Below are 13,264 nucleotides of genomic sequence, written 5' to 3'. Positions count from 1 at the left end.
GGGCCGCGTCCAGCACGGAGGTGCCGAGGGTGACGGTGGGAAAATCGACGAGCAGGTCACGAGCACGCATGAGGGCCCTTCCGGGATCGGCGACAGAACTACCGACCAGACTTCCCGGCGCACCTTCGACGGACCTTATCAATGATCGCCGATCCGGGAGAGATCCACGCCCTGCCGGGCTCGACGGTTCGCGGGGTCACGTCACCGGCGGCCGAGGACCTTCTCCACCGCGTCGGCCGCCGCCGGAGCCCCGCCCGCGGCGGCCATCTCCCGCCGCATCCACGCCAGCCGCTCGCGAACGTGCTCGTCGCCGGCCACGTCCTCCACGGCCCGCCACAGCGCGTCGGGGGTGACCTCGCCCGGCGGCAGCACCGTGCCGAGGCCCAGTGCGGCGATGCGGTCGGCGTTGGCCTGCTGCTCGGCCATCTGCGGCACCGCCACCATCGGCACCCCGAAGTGCAGGCTCTCCATCGTGCCGCCCATCCCGGCGTGCGTGACGAACGCCCGCGCGTGGCGCAGCACGGCCGGCTGCGGCGCGTGCCGGTGCACCTCAACGTTGGGCGGCACCGGTCCCAGCGTCCTCGGGTCCACCTCGCCCACGGCCAGCACGACCTGCCAGGGCCGATCCGCCGCCGCGCGCAGCACGGTGCGGTAGAAGTCGGGCCGGTCGTTGTAGGCGGTGCCCAGCGAGACCAGCGCCACCGGGAGATCACCGGAGGGGTCCCAGCCGCCCTGGTAGGCGCGCTCGGCGATGCCCGGGCCGACGAAGGCGTACCGGTCGGTGAAGGTCTCGCCGGCGTACTGGAAGGCACGCGGCAGCATCACCAGCCTGAGCGCGGCCTCGTCGCCCCGCATGAACGCCTGCATGTCGCGGAACCCCTCCGCCCGCAGGAAGCGGTCCAGCCGGACGGCCATGAGCAGGAAGCGCGGGCTCAGCGGGTTGAACTTCGTGTACTCGGTGGCCATCGACCAGTGCTCGTTGCTGACCAGGTTGGGCCAGGTCTCCACCGCGGGCACCTGCCATCGCCGGGCCAGGACCCGGCCCCACCAGCCCATCGGCCCGTCGTGGACCACCAGGTCGGGGGGCGGGCCCCCGCTCACCTGCGGGAGCATCGCCCTTGTCTCCTCGAGCAGCAGGCCCATGGCGCGGGCGAGCCCCTTGCCGTGCATCTGCGGCGCCTCGATGTCGTCGCGGCCCTCCCAGGTGGAGGTGACCGGGACGATCTCGGCGCCGGTCTCGGCGACGCGCTCGGCGTATGCCGCCGTGGTGGCGTAGGTGACCCGGTGGCCGCGCCGTACGAGCTCGGCGGCGAGACCCAGCGTGGGGTTGACGTGTCCGGAGGCGGCGGGGGCGAAGAACGCAACGGTTGCCATACCGGTGTATTATAATGCGTACGTATGGAAAAGGGGAGGGCATGCCGAAGCAGGTCGATCACGACGAACGGCGCCGGCACATCGCCGAGGCCGTGCTGCGCATCGCGGGCCGCCACGGGCTGGACCGCGCCACGCTGCGCGACATCGCCGTCGAGGCGGGCATCTCGCTCGGGGCCGTGCAGCACTACTTCCGCAGCAAGGACGAGCTGCTCCGGCACGTGATCGACTACACGGGCGAGCAGGTCACCGCGCGGATCGTGGCCGGACTCGGCGACACCGGCGACACCGGCGGCACCGTCTCCGAGCGGGCCGTCCTGCGGGTGATGGTCACCGAGATGCTGCCGCTGGACGCCCGCCGCCGGGCCGAACGCCGCGTCGTCCAGGCGTTCGGCGTCCGCGCCGCGGACGCCCCCCACCTGGCGGAGCCCCTGCGGGAGGGGTACCACTGGCTGCACGACCGGGTCGCCGAACTGATCGGCCAGGCCCAGCGGGCCGGCGAGCTGCGGCCCGAGCTGGACGCCGAACGCGAGTCGATCGCGCTGCTCGCCATGATCGAGGGCCTGGCCTTCGACATCCTGCTCGGCGTGCGCGATCCCGGCCAGGCCATGGCGAGTGTGCATTACCACCTGGACCGGCTGACGGTCCGATAGGTCTCCCGGCCGGGCGGTGGGTGTCGGTGCCCACCGGGACGGGTGAGGATCAGGTAGCGCGGTCCGGCCGGCCGGCGGGGTGAGCGGAGCGTCCCTGTCGTCGTGCCGCCCACACGGTGCGTTCGGTGCGCACCGTCAGGTCGTCCCTGCGCAGGATGCCGTGGGGGTCGTCGATGTCGAGCAACCGGTCGAGAGCGGCGAGGTCCTCGGCGTGGAGCGACCCGGCGACGCCGGCGCGCACGCGCCGCAGGCCGTTCAGCGCGTAGCGGCCGACCGCCTCGGAGCGCGGCGGCTCCAGGTTCACGGTGATCGTGCGTTCGCCCTCGACGGTGAAGCCGGCGGCGGCCAGCCGGGGGCCCCAGTCGGCGCCGCGGTGCGGCATCTGCTCGGCATGACGGTCGGCGAGCGCCGCGTGGCAGCGTTCCTCGAGACCGGGCCGGTCCTTCGGGGCGTCTTCCGGCAGGAACCGCGGGAAGCCGGACAGTTCGACGACGGCGAGCAGTCCGCCCGGCGCGAGCGCGTCGTGCACCTGGCGCAGGGTGCGGTCGGGATCGGCCATGTGATGCAACGAGGCCGACGCCCAGACCAGTTCGGGCGCGCCGAGCTCGGGCCACGCCCCGTCGAGGTCGGCCTGCACGGTGCGGATCCGGCCGGCCAGGCCCTGCGACGCCGCCTTGTCGCGCAGGCGGCCCAGGTGGTGGGGCGAGGCGTCGACGGCGATCACCTCGGCCTCGGGGAAGCGCCCCAGCAGCGCGAAGGTGCCCGCCCCGGTACCGGACCCCAGATCCACGATCCGCCGGGGGGCGGCCGCGACGGGCAGCCAGGCGACGATGGACGCGATGTGGTCGGCGAGCACTTCGGCGTCCAGGTCGAGCAGCTGGGCCATCTCGCCCTCGGTGTCGTGCTCCCGTCCGTGCTGGTGATCGGACCGGGCGTCGTGGTGGTGGTGCGCCGTGTGCGGGGCTGTGGGTGTCATGGCGACCACGCTAGGAGCCTCATGCGCCGCAGGCGTGCAATCTTGCCGACAAGGCAAGACGATGGCCTGCCGGGCCGCGTGGCGCGCAAGCGGCGTGATGGGCTGGTCTCGAACGCGAGCCCTCCGGTGGGAGGAGGGGAGCGGCCGTCGGGCACCGATCACCGCGGTGTGCGGCTCGCCTCGGAGGTGTCCTCGCGAATCTGGTGACCGCGGCGGGCCTCGCGGTCGAAGATTCCGAGGACTTCGGCCGGACCGCCGACGGCGGGAGTCTCCACAGCTCCGGGGCGGGCTCGCTGGACTTTCCGCGATTGCCGCCGGTTTCGCCGGGATCCGGGGTTTGCCGATCGGCGGCCCTGGGCTACTGTTCTAGAACTGAGACGGCTGTTCTAGAACAGTAGAGGGAAGGCGATCATGGGCGAGATGTCCCGGTCCGATCGGCAGGGCGTCACGGTGCCCGCCCGCGCGATGAGCGACCCCGGCGCCACCGGCCGGTTCGGAACCTACGGCGGGCGGTACGTGCCGGAGTCGCTGGTCCCGGCCTGCCACGAGATCGAGGCGGCCTTCCGCGAGGCCTGGAGCGACCCCGAGTTCCGCGGCAGGCTCGACACCCTGCTCACGGTCTACGCGGGGCGTCCCACTCCGCTGACCCCCGCCTGGCGGCTGTCCCGCGAGCTCGGCATCACCTTGCTCCTCAAACGCGAGGATCTCGCGCACACCGGCTCACACAAGATCAACAATGTGATCGGCCAGGCGCTGCTCGCTCACCGGATGGGCAGGAAACGGGTGCTGGCCGAGACCGGCGCGGGCCAGCACGGCGTCGCCACGGCCACCGCCGCGGCGCTCCTGGGCCTCGAGGCGACCGTGTTCATGGGCGAGCGCGACATCGAACGGCAGGAGCTCAACGTTCTGCGGATGAACGCGCTGGGCGCGAAGGTCGTGCCGGTCACGACCGGGAGCCGCACCCTCAAGGACGCCTGCAACGAGGCGATGCGGCACTGGGTGTCGTCGGTGGACGACTCCTACTACTGCGTCGGGTCGGTGATGGGCCCGCATCCCTATCCGTGGATGGTGCGCGAGTTCCAGCGGGTGATCGGCGAGGAGGCCCGCGCCCAGTGCGCCGCCGAGCTCCCCGTCGGCGTGCCCGACTACGTGGTCGCCTGCGTCGGCGGCGGCTCCAACGCCGCGGGCACGTTCGCCGGCTTCGTCGACACCACCGCCCGGCTCGTCGGGGTCGAGGCCGAGGGCGGCGCGGCGGCGACCTTCGGCAGGGCCGGGGTGCTGCACGGCTTCCGCTCGCTGGTCCTCCAGGACGAGGACGGCCAGGTGACGGAGGCCCACTCGGTCGCGGCCGGCCTCGACTATCCGGGGATCGGCCCCGAGCACGCCCATCTACGCGACGGGGGGCGCGCCCGCTACGAGACCGTGAACGACGAGGAGGTCCTCCAGGCGCTGCTGTGCCTGGCCCGCACCGAGGGGATCCTGGCCGCGCTGGAGTCCTCGCACGCCGTGGCCTGGGTGATCCGGGCCGCCAGGTCCGGCGAGATCGCGCCGGGGTCGACCGTGATGCTGACTCTCTCCGGCAGGGGAGACAAGGACATCGCCTCCCTCAAGGAGCTGCTGTGAGCGAGTCCCTGGAAGAGTTCCTGGTCGCGCGCCGCGGCACGGGGCGTCCCCTGCTGGTGCCCTATGTCACCGCCGGGGTCGCCCCCGGGTGGGCGGACGTCGTCCACGCCTACGCCGACGCCGGAGCCGACGCCGTCGAGCTGGGCTTCCCCTTCTCCGATCCCATGCTGGACGGCGTCACGATCCAGGAGGCCTCCGACCGGGCGATCGCGGCCGGGACCACGGTCAGGGGGATCCTCGAGAAGGTCGCGACGCTCGACGTCGACGTGCCGCTCATCGCGATGACCTACAGCAATCTGGTGGTGCAGCAGAGCGCCGCGCGGTTCTGCGCGGCGCTCACCGCGAGCGGGCTGCGCGGGCTGATCGTGCCCGACTCGCCGCTGGAGGAGGTCGGGGAGCTGGCCGACGCCGCGGCGGCCGAGGGCCTGGACCTCGCGCTGCTCGCCGCTCCGTCCTCCTCCCGGGCCAGGCTGCGCGAGATCGCCGAACGCAGCCGGGGCTTCGTCTACGCCCTGACCCGCATGGGCACCACCGGCGAGCGCGGCGAGGTTCCCGAGCGGGCCGCCCGGCTCGGCCGCGAGCTCAAGGGACTCACCGACCGGCCGGTCCTGTTCGGCTTCGGGGTCTCCAACCCGGCGCAGGCCGCCGAGCTGGCGGGTCATGCCGACGGCGTCGTGGTGGCTTCGGCGCTGATGCGCAGGCTCCTCGACGGCGCCCGGCCAGGCGAGCTGGGAGAATACGTGGCGAGCATTCGACGCGCACTCGACCAGGGAGCCCGATGAGCAGTACGCCCCGCTACCGCGCCATCGCCGACGACCTGACCCAAAAGATCAGGTCGGGCCACTACCGCGCGGGCGAGGCGTTGCCCGCGCAGCGTGAGCTCAGCGCCTTCTACGGCGTGACGATGATGACGCTGCGGCAGGCGTTGCAGGTCCTCAGCGGCGAGGGCCTGATCGTCCAGCGGGCCGGCCGCGGCACCTACGTGACGCCGGCCAGCGCGGAATACCCCCTCGACACGCTGCGCAGTCTCGGCGACGATCTGCGCAGGCAGGGCTACCCCCTGCGCACCGAGGTGCTCTCGGCCGCGATCCGGCAGGCCCCGCGCTCGCTCACCCGGCTGCTGGGCGACTCACCGTCCGGCCCTCGGGTCCTGCGGCTGGCACGCGTACGGCACCTGCTGGGCCGGCCCGCCGTCCACCAGATCTCCTGGGTCGCCGAGCCGCACGCCTCGGCGATCAAGGGGACCGATTTCACCGAGACCCCGCTGTACACCGCGCTCGCCGGCGCCGGCGCGCGCGTGCACCGGGCGACCGAACGGATCAGGCCGGCCCTGCTCACCGCCCCGGTCGCGGCGCGGCTGCGGCATCCGGCGGGCAGCCCGGTCTTCGTCAGCGAGCGGGCGACCTATGACGACCAGGGCGCCCTGGTCGTCATGGACCACGCCACGATCCTCGGCGAGTGGATGGAGATCAGGGCCGAGCGCAAGGCCACCGACCTGTCGCTGCACTGGGTCTCCCAGCGCTGACCGTTCCCTAGCGCCGGTTTTCCCGCCCGTCCTCCTCGGCGGAGGAGGAGGAGGAGGGCGACGTGGAGGCGGCGATGCCGCCCAGCAGGTTGGCGACCAGGGCCTCGGCGAACTCCTCGGTCAGCGGCCGGTCGGGGATGAGAAGCCGGTGGTAGCAGGCGCCCCACAGCTGGTCGACGACCACCTCGGGATCCAGGCCCGGCCGCAGCTGACCGCGCCGCCCGGCCTTTTCCAGGGCCTGCACGGCCAGAGCCCGGCGCGGGCCCGAGTAGTGCTCGCGGTAGACCGCCGCCAGATCGGGATCGGTCTGGGCCTGGCCGATGAGCTGCGGCACGACGGTCCCGGCCCGGGTGTCGCGCATCAGGCGTACGAACGCCTTCAGCTGCGCGGTGAGATCGGCGGCGATGTCGCCGCTGTCGGGAAAGGCCAGGACGGGGCCGACCACGCCGAAGTAGCCCTCCAGGGCCAACGCCCCCTTGGAGGGCCACCACTTGTGCAGCGTGACCCGGCTCGCGCCCGCCAGGGCGGCGACCTTCTCGACGGTGAAACCGGCCATGCCCTCGGCCAGCAGGAGCTCACCGGCCGCCCGCAGGACCTCCCGGCGCACCTGGTCGGCCGGGCGGCGCCCACGCCCGCGCCGGGCGGGCGGGCTGAGGGGCGGGCTGGGGTGCGTCACGGTCCACCTCCCGGGAAGCGCGCACGCGGCGCGACCACATATATGTACAGAGTGTATACATTTTTGCGGGGATTCGCCCGCGAGCACCGGTGATCGGCGATCAGCCCTCACCCGGCCCCGAGCGGACCTGACCGCTTCGCCGCAGCAGCATGGCGGCGAGGTTCGCCCGGGCGTTCCTGTCGAAGTCCGCGCTGTCGTTGACCTGAGGAAACGGCCCCTCGGGCACCGCCACCCCGAGGAATCCGCACAGCGGCTCCCAGCCCTGACCGACCTCGAACCGCAACAGCCTGCCGGGCGGGATCGCCGCCACGACGTTGTCGATGTGCGCCTGGAAGGTCCTCAGCAGCTCCGCGGGGTCCTCCCAGCGTCCGCCGAAAACCCGCTCCTCGACGGTGAGCCTGGTCATCTTCGTGAACGCGGCGAAGTCGGTGCCCAGCAGCGAGGAGAGCCCGCGCATCGCCCTGCCGCCGAGCCCGCGCTCGCGCCGGCGCTGCTTGAAGACGGTGGCGTTCATGCTGGCCAGCCAGCACTGCGGATCCCGCACGGTGAGCACGACCTTGGCCTCGGGAAAGTGCCCGGCGAGCTCACGCCAGTAGGCGGCCGAGGGCCAGTCCACGCACGAGTGGTACCCCCGCAGCAGGTCCTCCCAGCTCACCGGCCGTCCCTCGGCCAGGGCGAGCCACCGGCGGATCTGCTCCGGCCGCTCGATCACCTCCTTCATGTGGTGACACGGCCCGTACCCCAGCTGCTCCAGGGCCGTCTTGAGCGAGAGCGTTCCCGTACGGCCGAAACCTGCCCCGATGATGCGCATGATCTTTGCCATTCCCCCCGGACACCGCGCGGCGGCTACCGGGGCAATGTCTCATCATCGTCGAAGGCCGGCGAGAAGCCCCGCCGCTCACAGGGACGGGGGGCAGGCGAGTGTGCCGGGGTCGGCGGCGACCAGGCCGGAGAAGCGCCCGGGCGCGAAGAAGTCCTTCGCCGCCGCCACCACGTCGCCGGAGGGCACGGCCGCCAGGCGGCGGGGGAAGTCGAGCAGCCACAGCGGGTCCCTGCCCTTGGCCGCCATGTCGGCGAGGGCGGAGGCGAAGGCCGCGCGCGGGGCCAGGCGGGTGGCCATGGAACCGAGCGCGTAGGCCCGGGCGGAGTCGATCTCCCGCTCGGTGGGAGGGTGGGTCCGCATCCGGCGCAGCTCGGCGGCCAGCACCTCGAGCGCGGCGCCGGTGGTGGCCGCCGCCGTGTCGGCCTCGATGGCCAGCAGCGCGCTGCCGGGGTGGGTGTCGAAGAAGGTCGTGACGCCGTACACGTAGCCCTTGTCCTCGCGCAGGCTTCTCGACAGCCGGGAGGACAGGTAGCCGCCCAGCACGTTGAGGGCCAGAAAGAGGGCCGGATAGCGCGGGTGCTCGACCGTCACCGCCTGCGCGCGCAGGCGGACGCGCGACTGCGGCGCGCCGGGCCGCGGCAGCAGCGCGAGCCGGCCGCCCTCGATCTCGGGCAGCGGCGGCAGCGGCGGCAGGGACGCAGCGGGGCGCGACGCCGCCGGCCAGCCGGCGAGCGCCTCGCCGACGGCGTCGGCCAGGCTCCCGGGGTCGTCGCGGCCCAGGATCACCAGGACGGCGCCGGAGGGGTCCAAGGGCCGTCGCGGCCACCGCCCGACGTCCTGCTCGCTCACCTGGAAGGCCACCGGGTGATCGCCGAACAGGTGCCGCGCCAGCTCGTGCCTGACCGTGATGTCGTGGTGGGCGCCCACCATCTTCAGCTGGGCGATCAGCTGCCCGCGCGCCGGCTCCACCTCGGCCTCGCCGGGCAGCGCCCGCACCACCCGCGCCAGCGCCGCCGCCAGCGGTCGCGGCTCGGGGCCGTGGGCGGTGACGGTCATCTGGTGGACGTCGGCCGCCGCGCCGAGCTCCACGTCGGGCTCGACGTCGGACTCCATGTCCTCGCGCTGCGACAGGAAGGCCGCCAGCAGCATGGACGAGGCCAGGTCGCCCCGGGCCGGGCAGGGCCGGGGCAGGTGCAGGCGCGCCTCGACCAGGGGGGTGGCGCCGTGGCGCAGGGCCAGCACCCGCAGGCCGTTGGCGAGCGTACGATCCACGTCATTCCTCCTTCGGGCGGACGGTGAGCAGCGCGCGCGAGTCCGGGCGCAGGCCGCGCGCCGCGGCCGCCACGTCCGCGGCGCTCACCCCGGCGTAGATCTCCGGCAGCCGCACGGCGCCCGAGGCGTCGCCGAACAGCAGCTCGAAGCGTCCCAGCAGGCGCACCCGGTTGGCGATGCGGTCCATGGACCGGTGATGGGAGGTGAGCCAGGCGCTGCGGCAGCGCCGCAGCTCCTGCTCGCCGGGCCCGTCGGCGGCCAGTGACTCCAGCTCGGCGTCCACGGCGGCCAGCACCCGCTCGGCGGGCACCTCCCTCGGGTGCACCGCGGTGAGCACCCACATGTCGGGGTCTCGGGCGTCGAGAAAGTCGAACAGCCCGACACGCGCCGAGAAAGTGATGGTATGCCCCGTCTCGTGGCGGAGGCGTTCGCGCAGCCGTGGCCTGCCGCCCCCGGCGAGCAGGCCCGCCAGGGCCGACAGCGCGACGTGGGCGCCGGATGCCGGGTCGGGCACCCGGTGGCCGGCGGCCAGGGCCGGCAGCGGCGCGAGCCGATCGCGGTAGGAGACCTCCCGCGGCCCGGCCGGCGGCTCCCACCAGGAGACGGGCGCCGGGGCGGGCCTGGCGGGAATCCGCCCGAAGGTGCGTGCGACGACCTCCAGCACCGCCTGCGCCGAGACGTCCCCCGACACCGTGACCACGGCGTTGGCCGGGCTGTAGTGACGTTCGAAGAAGTCCTCGCAGTCGTCGAGGGTGACCTGGCGCAGCGACTCGTGGTCGCCGTACCCGTCGTGGGCGTTGGCGGCGTCGCGAAACAGCACCGGCGACAGCCTGGGCCAGGGAAAACCGCCGTACGGTTTGCGGGTCTTGCCCAGGATCTCCTCGCGCACCACCGAGGTCTGTGCCCGCACGGCCCGTTCGGTGATCTTCGGGGCGCGCATGCGAGCGGCCTCCAGGGCCAGCACCCGGCCGACGGCCCCGGCAGGCACGACGGTGTAGAAATCGGTGTAGTCCTGCCGGGTCGAGGCGTTGCAGAACCCCCCGATGCCTTCCACCTGCTGGAAGTGCCCCTCGAACATCAGGTGCTCGAACAGGTGGGCGAGCCCGGCGAAGCCCTCGCCCCGGAAACCGACACCGTAGTGGACGGCGACGGCGGCCACCGGCGCCGAACGCTCCTCCTCCACGACCACCCGCAGGCCGTTGCCCAGCGTCAGACGCCTCATCGCCGGATCAGCCGCCCTGCCCGCGCCGCGTCGATCACGTCGGCGACGAGCCTGAGGTAGTCCGGCAGGATGGCGTGCCACTTGACGTACGCGGCGAAGTCGTGCACGTGACTCAGGAAACGCACCGTGGCGGCCCTGCCCACGGCGGCCAGGTCCAGGGGGGCGCCGTACCCGTCCAGCACGCGGCCGATGAGGGCGTCGTAGTCGAGGGCGGCGCGCCCGAACCGGCCGGCCAGCTCGCGAAACTCCACCAGTTCCCCGATGAGCCAGCCCACGTCGGACTCCGGCGCGCCGGCGCTCAGGTCCTCCCCGGTCAGCAGGGCGCCGTCCCGCTCCGAGGTCAGGGGCAGCAAGGTGCCCAGGCTGGGGGCGCCGTGCAGCAGCACGCGCGGCCGCGCCGGCGCGCACCACGCCGCGACCTCGGCGCTGCGATCGGGGCCGAGGATGTCGGCCGCGTGCCGGTGCAGCCGCGGCGCGGCACCGGGCCCGTCCCCGCCCAGCAGCCACGACAGCAGCCGCCGCGGCCCCTCGGGGGCCGGCAGGCCGGGCTGCGGCGCCGGCACGCCGTGCAGCCGGGCGAGGGTCGCGCCGGTCTGCGCCAGGGTGTCGGCGATCCGGGCCGTACCCGGCGCGCCCCGCAGGAAGAGGCCCGCCAGCGAGCCGGCCTGATCGGTCCGGTAGCTCACGCCGTCGCCGTCGCCCCGCTCGGGCAGCGCGAGCCTGACCGGTCCCGCGGGCAGCGCCCGGACGGCCGCGAGCACCCCGGCTCCGGGCACGCGCATCGCCTCGCGGCGCTCGGGCCCGGGCCGCCGGGTCCACAGGTAGTCGCCCTCGCCGTGCCGGACGATCGTGGTGTGCAGGAAGCCGGTGCCGAACGACTCGACGATCTCGCTGATCTCGCTGATCTCGCTCATCGATCCTCCCGCTCGCGCCGTCGCTCCAGCTGTTCGATCAGGGTGGACAGGGGAGCGGCCGCCAGGGCGTCGCGCTCCCTGGTGTGGGTGCTCAGCGTGGGCACGGGGTCGGCGACCACGACGTTGGGCCGGTCCTTGAGCGCCGCGAGGTTGTGCCGGTAGGCATAGGAGCCGGCCGCGCCGGGCGGCAGGGCGGGCGCGATCCCGATCAGCGCCGAGGTGCACTGCAGCGCCAGCAGGGCGGGCGTGTCGCCGCAGCCGCCGGCGAACCGGCTCAAGAAGTGGTAGGTCGCCGGGTAGACCAGGACGGTGTCGGGCCAGCTCGCGTACTCCACGTGCGGCGAGCCCGGCCCCGGCTCCTGCGGCCAGACGTCGAGCGGCACGTCCCCGCCGGTGATGGCCGCGACCGACTGCCGGGTCACGAAGCGCTCGGCGCTTCGGGTCAGCACCACCCGGACCTCCAGGTGCGGGTAGCCGTGCCGCAGCCAGTTGAGCCAGTACGGCAGGAAGGCGGCACCGAGCGACCCGGTGGCGAGCACGAGCAGGCGTTCGGCGCCGAAGGGCGGTGCGCTAGTCATCGGCGCCGGCCATCGCGTCGAGGATCTGCTCGGCGTCGGCCAGCGCGGCCTTGTACCCCTCGGTCCGCATCACCCCCGCCGGGTTGAGAACGATCTCCTCGACGCCCGCCTCGCGGTAACCGCGCAACCGCTCGGCGACCTCCTGCGCCGTGCCGTACACGTAGACCCCCGCCTCCACCAGGGCCGCGGCGCCCGCGCGCGGGTCGGCCGGATCGGCGCTCACCCCGGCCCGCCTGAGCATGTCGGTGTAGTGCGGCGCCCGCAGGTGGTGCCCGGCCCCGGCCTGCGCGAGCCTGCGCGGGTCGCGGCCGGCGCCGGCCAGCGCCACGTGCACGACGGCCGCGACGCGAGGCGGCGCGGCGCGACGCGCCGCGCCCTCGGCCAGGGCGGGCATCAGCGTGTCGCGCACGTAGCCGGGCGGCGTCATCCAGGTGATGGCCACGTCCGCCACGGCGCCGGCCTTGCGCGCCATGCCCGGGCGCAGCACGCCCAGGCCCACCTCGACGGGGGCGTGCCTCATCGGGGGCAGCCCGCCCCCGCCGGCGGCGTACGCCTCGCAGGAGGCGGGGGGCGTCTCGCCGTCCAGGATGGCGCGCAGCGCCTGGGCGTAGCCGGCCGCGGCCGTGGCGGGCCTGTCGTACGGCGCGCCGCGCAGCGCCTTGACCAGCTCCGGGGTGGCGGCGCCGTACCCGGCGACGACCGGCCTGCCGGTGAGCACCGCCAGGCTGCGCGCCTGGGTGGCCGCCTCCAGCGGGTGGCGCAGCGGCATCAGTGTCACGCCCAGCCCGGACGCCACCTTGATACCCCGGCCCGCCAGGTAGGCGATCGTCTGGTGGGACTCGGCCATCACCGATTGCCCCAGCCAGAGCCGGCCGGCCAGGCCGCTTTTCACCAGCTCCCCGAAGGGCACGACCACATCGGGATGCGCGGGCTGGAGCGGGAACAGCAGTGCGGGAGCCATGAACCCTCCTAGGTGTGTGTCGCCTCCCGAGCCGTGGCGGCGCCGCGAATCCGCGGCGCCGCCACGTCGATCACGTACGTCAGCAGCCGCCCTCGATGGTCAGCGTGCAGATGCTGTAGATCCAGTCGGTCGTCGTCGGGAGGGCCTCAAGGGTGTCGACCCCCGGGACCGCCGCGACCTCGGCGAGCGAGGTATAGGCGTCGGCGCCCTCCATCAGAAGCTCCGCGGACATGTGTTCACCCCCTTTCCGGCTCCGGCTTCGGACGCCGGCTCAGCAGCCGGACTGGATGGTGTAGGCGATGCTGCACAGCGGGCTGGTGAGCCAGCTGTTGGGCGGGAAGGCCTCCAGGTTGTCGCCGCCGGGGACCGTCGCGACCTCGGCGAGCGAGGTGTAGGCGTCGGCGCCTTCCATCAGGATCTCGATGGACATGGTGTTCTCCTCGTTGCTCTCAGATGAAGGTGAGTCCGTGGCGTGGCCGCACGTGTCCGCGAGGCCGCCACGCGGGTTTCGTCAGCAGCCGGATTCGATCGTGTACGCGATGAGGCACAGCGGGCTGGTGAGGTAGCTCTGGTTCGGCCAGGCCCCCAGGCTGTCGGCGCCGGGGACCGTCGCGACCTCGGCGAGCGAGGTGTAGGCGTCGGCGCCTTCCATCAGGATCTCGATGGACAT

General features: G+C 73.7%; 16 protein-coding genes. 4 read left to right on the top strand and 12 right to left on the bottom strand.

The genetic code is table 11. From position 1 onward, the window contains the following. Positions 1-201: 201 nt before the first annotated feature. Positions 202-1,374, bottom strand: coding sequence for a macrolide family glycosyltransferase (locus tag ACTOQ3_RS12220; RefSeq protein WP_440083488.1), 1,173 nt, complete (start codon positions 1,372-1,374; stop codon positions 202-204). Between the two features lie 41 nt (positions 1,375-1,415). On the opposite strand from ACTOQ3_RS12220, the gene ACTOQ3_RS12215 reads away from it, so the two are divergent. Continuing rightward, the gene (locus ACTOQ3_RS12215) at positions 1,416-2,024 is read left to right on the top strand and encodes a TetR/AcrR family transcriptional regulator (RefSeq protein WP_440083487.1); all 609 of its coding nucleotides are present in this window, start codon (positions 1,416-1,418) and stop codon (positions 2,022-2,024) included. Positions 2,025-2,073: 49 nt separating this feature from the next. On the opposite strand, the gene ACTOQ3_RS12210 is transcribed toward ACTOQ3_RS12215, so the two are convergent. After that, entirely contained in the window at positions 2,074-3,000 is a 927-nt protein-coding gene (locus tag ACTOQ3_RS12210) for a class I SAM-dependent methyltransferase (RefSeq protein ID WP_440083486.1), read from the bottom strand. 420 nt (positions 3,001-3,420) lie between these two features. Here ACTOQ3_RS12210 and trpB point away from each other — a divergent pair, with 420 nt between their 5' ends. From trpB to ACTOQ3_RS12195, 3 genes are read left to right on the top strand one after another with little or no spacing between them, the layout of a single operon-like run. Further along, on the top strand, positions 3,421-4,623 hold the full coding sequence (trpB, locus tag ACTOQ3_RS12205; protein WP_440083485.1) for a tryptophan synthase subunit beta: 1,203 nt from the start codon (positions 3,421-3,423) through the stop codon (positions 4,621-4,623). Further along, the gene (trpA, locus tag ACTOQ3_RS12200) at positions 4,620-5,405 is read left to right on the top strand and encodes a tryptophan synthase subunit alpha (protein WP_440083484.1); all 786 of its coding nucleotides are present in this window, start codon (positions 4,620-4,622) and stop codon (positions 5,403-5,405) included. The genes trpB and trpA overlap by 4 nt, the downstream gene beginning before the upstream one ends. Beyond that, complete coding sequence (locus ACTOQ3_RS12195; RefSeq protein WP_440083483.1) at positions 5,402-6,148, top strand: GntR family transcriptional regulator; 747 nt, start codon at positions 5,402-5,404, stop codon at positions 6,146-6,148. The genes trpA and ACTOQ3_RS12195 overlap by 4 nt, the downstream gene beginning before the upstream one ends. 7 nt (positions 6,149-6,155) lie before the next feature. Here ACTOQ3_RS12195 and ACTOQ3_RS12190 read toward each other — a convergent pair whose 3' ends face one another. From ACTOQ3_RS12190 to ACTOQ3_RS12145, 10 genes are all read right to left on the bottom strand, one after another. Then, complete coding sequence (locus ACTOQ3_RS12190; protein ID WP_440083482.1) at positions 6,156-6,824, bottom strand: TetR/AcrR family transcriptional regulator C-terminal ligand-binding domain-containing protein; 669 nt, start codon at positions 6,822-6,824, stop codon at positions 6,156-6,158. 100 nt (positions 6,825-6,924) lie between these two features. Beyond that, positions 6,925-7,635 (bottom strand): sulfotransferase family protein, encoded by a 711-nt coding sequence (locus tag ACTOQ3_RS12185; protein WP_440083481.1) that lies wholly within the window; start codon positions 7,633-7,635, stop codon positions 6,925-6,927. An 87-nt stretch (positions 7,636-7,722) separates the two neighbouring features. Continuing rightward, positions 7,723-8,919 (bottom strand): M16 family metallopeptidase, encoded by a 1,197-nt coding sequence (locus ACTOQ3_RS12180; protein WP_440083480.1) that lies wholly within the window; start codon positions 8,917-8,919, stop codon positions 7,723-7,725. A gap of 1 nt (position 8,920) precedes the next feature. Next, the gene (locus ACTOQ3_RS12175) at positions 8,921-10,141 is read right to left on the bottom strand and encodes a M16 family metallopeptidase (protein WP_440083479.1); all 1,221 of its coding nucleotides are present in this window, start codon (positions 10,139-10,141) and stop codon (positions 8,921-8,923) included. Beyond that, on the bottom strand, positions 10,138-11,055 hold the full coding sequence (locus tag ACTOQ3_RS12170; protein ID WP_440083478.1) for a hypothetical protein: 918 nt from the start codon (positions 11,053-11,055) through the stop codon (positions 10,138-10,140). Before ACTOQ3_RS12170 ends, ACTOQ3_RS12175 begins: the two co-directional genes overlap by 4 nt. After that, on the bottom strand, positions 11,052-11,633 hold the full coding sequence (locus tag ACTOQ3_RS12165) for a flavoprotein (RefSeq protein ID WP_440083477.1): 582 nt from the start codon (positions 11,631-11,633) through the stop codon (positions 11,052-11,054). The genes ACTOQ3_RS12170 and ACTOQ3_RS12165 overlap by 4 nt, the downstream gene beginning before the upstream one ends. Continuing rightward, on the bottom strand, positions 11,626-12,594 hold the full coding sequence (locus ACTOQ3_RS12160; RefSeq protein WP_440083475.1) for an LLM class flavin-dependent oxidoreductase: 969 nt from the start codon (positions 12,592-12,594) through the stop codon (positions 11,626-11,628). The genes ACTOQ3_RS12165 and ACTOQ3_RS12160 overlap by 8 nt, the downstream gene beginning before the upstream one ends. Before the next feature lie 79 nt (positions 12,595-12,673). Then, positions 12,674-12,826, bottom strand: coding sequence for a hypothetical protein (locus ACTOQ3_RS12155; RefSeq protein ID WP_440083474.1), 153 nt, complete (start codon positions 12,824-12,826; stop codon positions 12,674-12,676). 39 nt (positions 12,827-12,865) lie between these two features. Then, positions 12,866-13,024 (bottom strand): hypothetical protein, encoded by a 159-nt coding sequence (locus tag ACTOQ3_RS12150; protein WP_440066705.1) that lies wholly within the window; start codon positions 13,022-13,024, stop codon positions 12,866-12,868. An 81-nt stretch (positions 13,025-13,105) separates the two neighbouring features. Further along, entirely contained in the window at positions 13,106-13,264 is a 159-nt protein-coding gene (locus ACTOQ3_RS12145; RefSeq protein WP_440083473.1) for a hypothetical protein, read from the bottom strand.

The organism is Streptosporangium sp. LJ11 (genome assembly GCF_051918945.1).
In the GTDB taxonomy this organism is placed as follows: domain Bacteria; phylum Actinomycetota; class Actinomycetes; order Streptosporangiales; family Streptosporangiaceae; genus Streptosporangium.
This window is presented reverse-complemented; position numbering and strand designations above follow the sequence as displayed.

Coding starts and splice junctions, on each gene's coding strand:
- ACTOQ3_RS12220 (WP_440083488.1), bottom strand. CDS start 1,374: ATGGCAACCGTTGCGTTCTTCGCCCCCGCCGCCTCCGGACACGTCAAC.
- ACTOQ3_RS12215 (WP_440083487.1), top strand. CDS start 1,416: ATGCCGAAGCAGGTCGATCACGACGAACGGCGCCGGCACATCGCCGAG.
- ACTOQ3_RS12210 (WP_440083486.1), bottom strand. CDS start 3,000: ATGACACCCACAGCCCCGCACACGGCGCACCACCACCACGACGCCCGG.
- trpB (WP_440083485.1), top strand. CDS start 3,421: ATGTCCCGGTCCGATCGGCAGGGCGTCACGGTGCCCGCCCGCGCGATG.
- ACTOQ3_RS12195 (WP_440083483.1), top strand. CDS start 5,402: ATGAGCAGTACGCCCCGCTACCGCGCCATCGCCGACGACCTGACCCAA.
- ACTOQ3_RS12185 (WP_440083481.1), bottom strand. CDS start 7,635: ATGCGCATCATCGGGGCAGGTTTCGGCCGTACGGGAACGCTCTCGCTC.
- ACTOQ3_RS12175 (WP_440083479.1), bottom strand. CDS start 10,141: ATGAGGCGTCTGACGCTGGGCAACGGCCTGCGGGTGGTCGTGGAGGAG.
- ACTOQ3_RS12170 (WP_440083478.1), bottom strand. CDS start 11,055: ATGAGCGAGATCAGCGAGATCAGCGAGATCGTCGAGTCGTTCGGCACC.
- ACTOQ3_RS12165 (WP_440083477.1), bottom strand. CDS start 11,633: ATGACTAGCGCACCGCCCTTCGGCGCCGAACGCCTGCTCGTGCTCGCC.
- ACTOQ3_RS12160 (WP_440083475.1), bottom strand. CDS start 12,594: ATGGCTCCCGCACTGCTGTTCCCGCTCCAGCCCGCGCATCCCGATGTG.
- ACTOQ3_RS12155 (WP_440083474.1), bottom strand. CDS start 12,826: ATGTCCGCGGAGCTTCTGATGGAGGGCGCCGACGCCTATACCTCGCTC.
- ACTOQ3_RS12150 (WP_440066705.1), bottom strand. CDS start 13,024: ATGTCCATCGAGATCCTGATGGAAGGCGCCGACGCCTACACCTCGCTC.
- ACTOQ3_RS12145 (WP_440083473.1), bottom strand. CDS start 13,264: ATGTCCATCGAGATCCTGATGGAAGGCGCCGACGCCTACACCTCGCTC.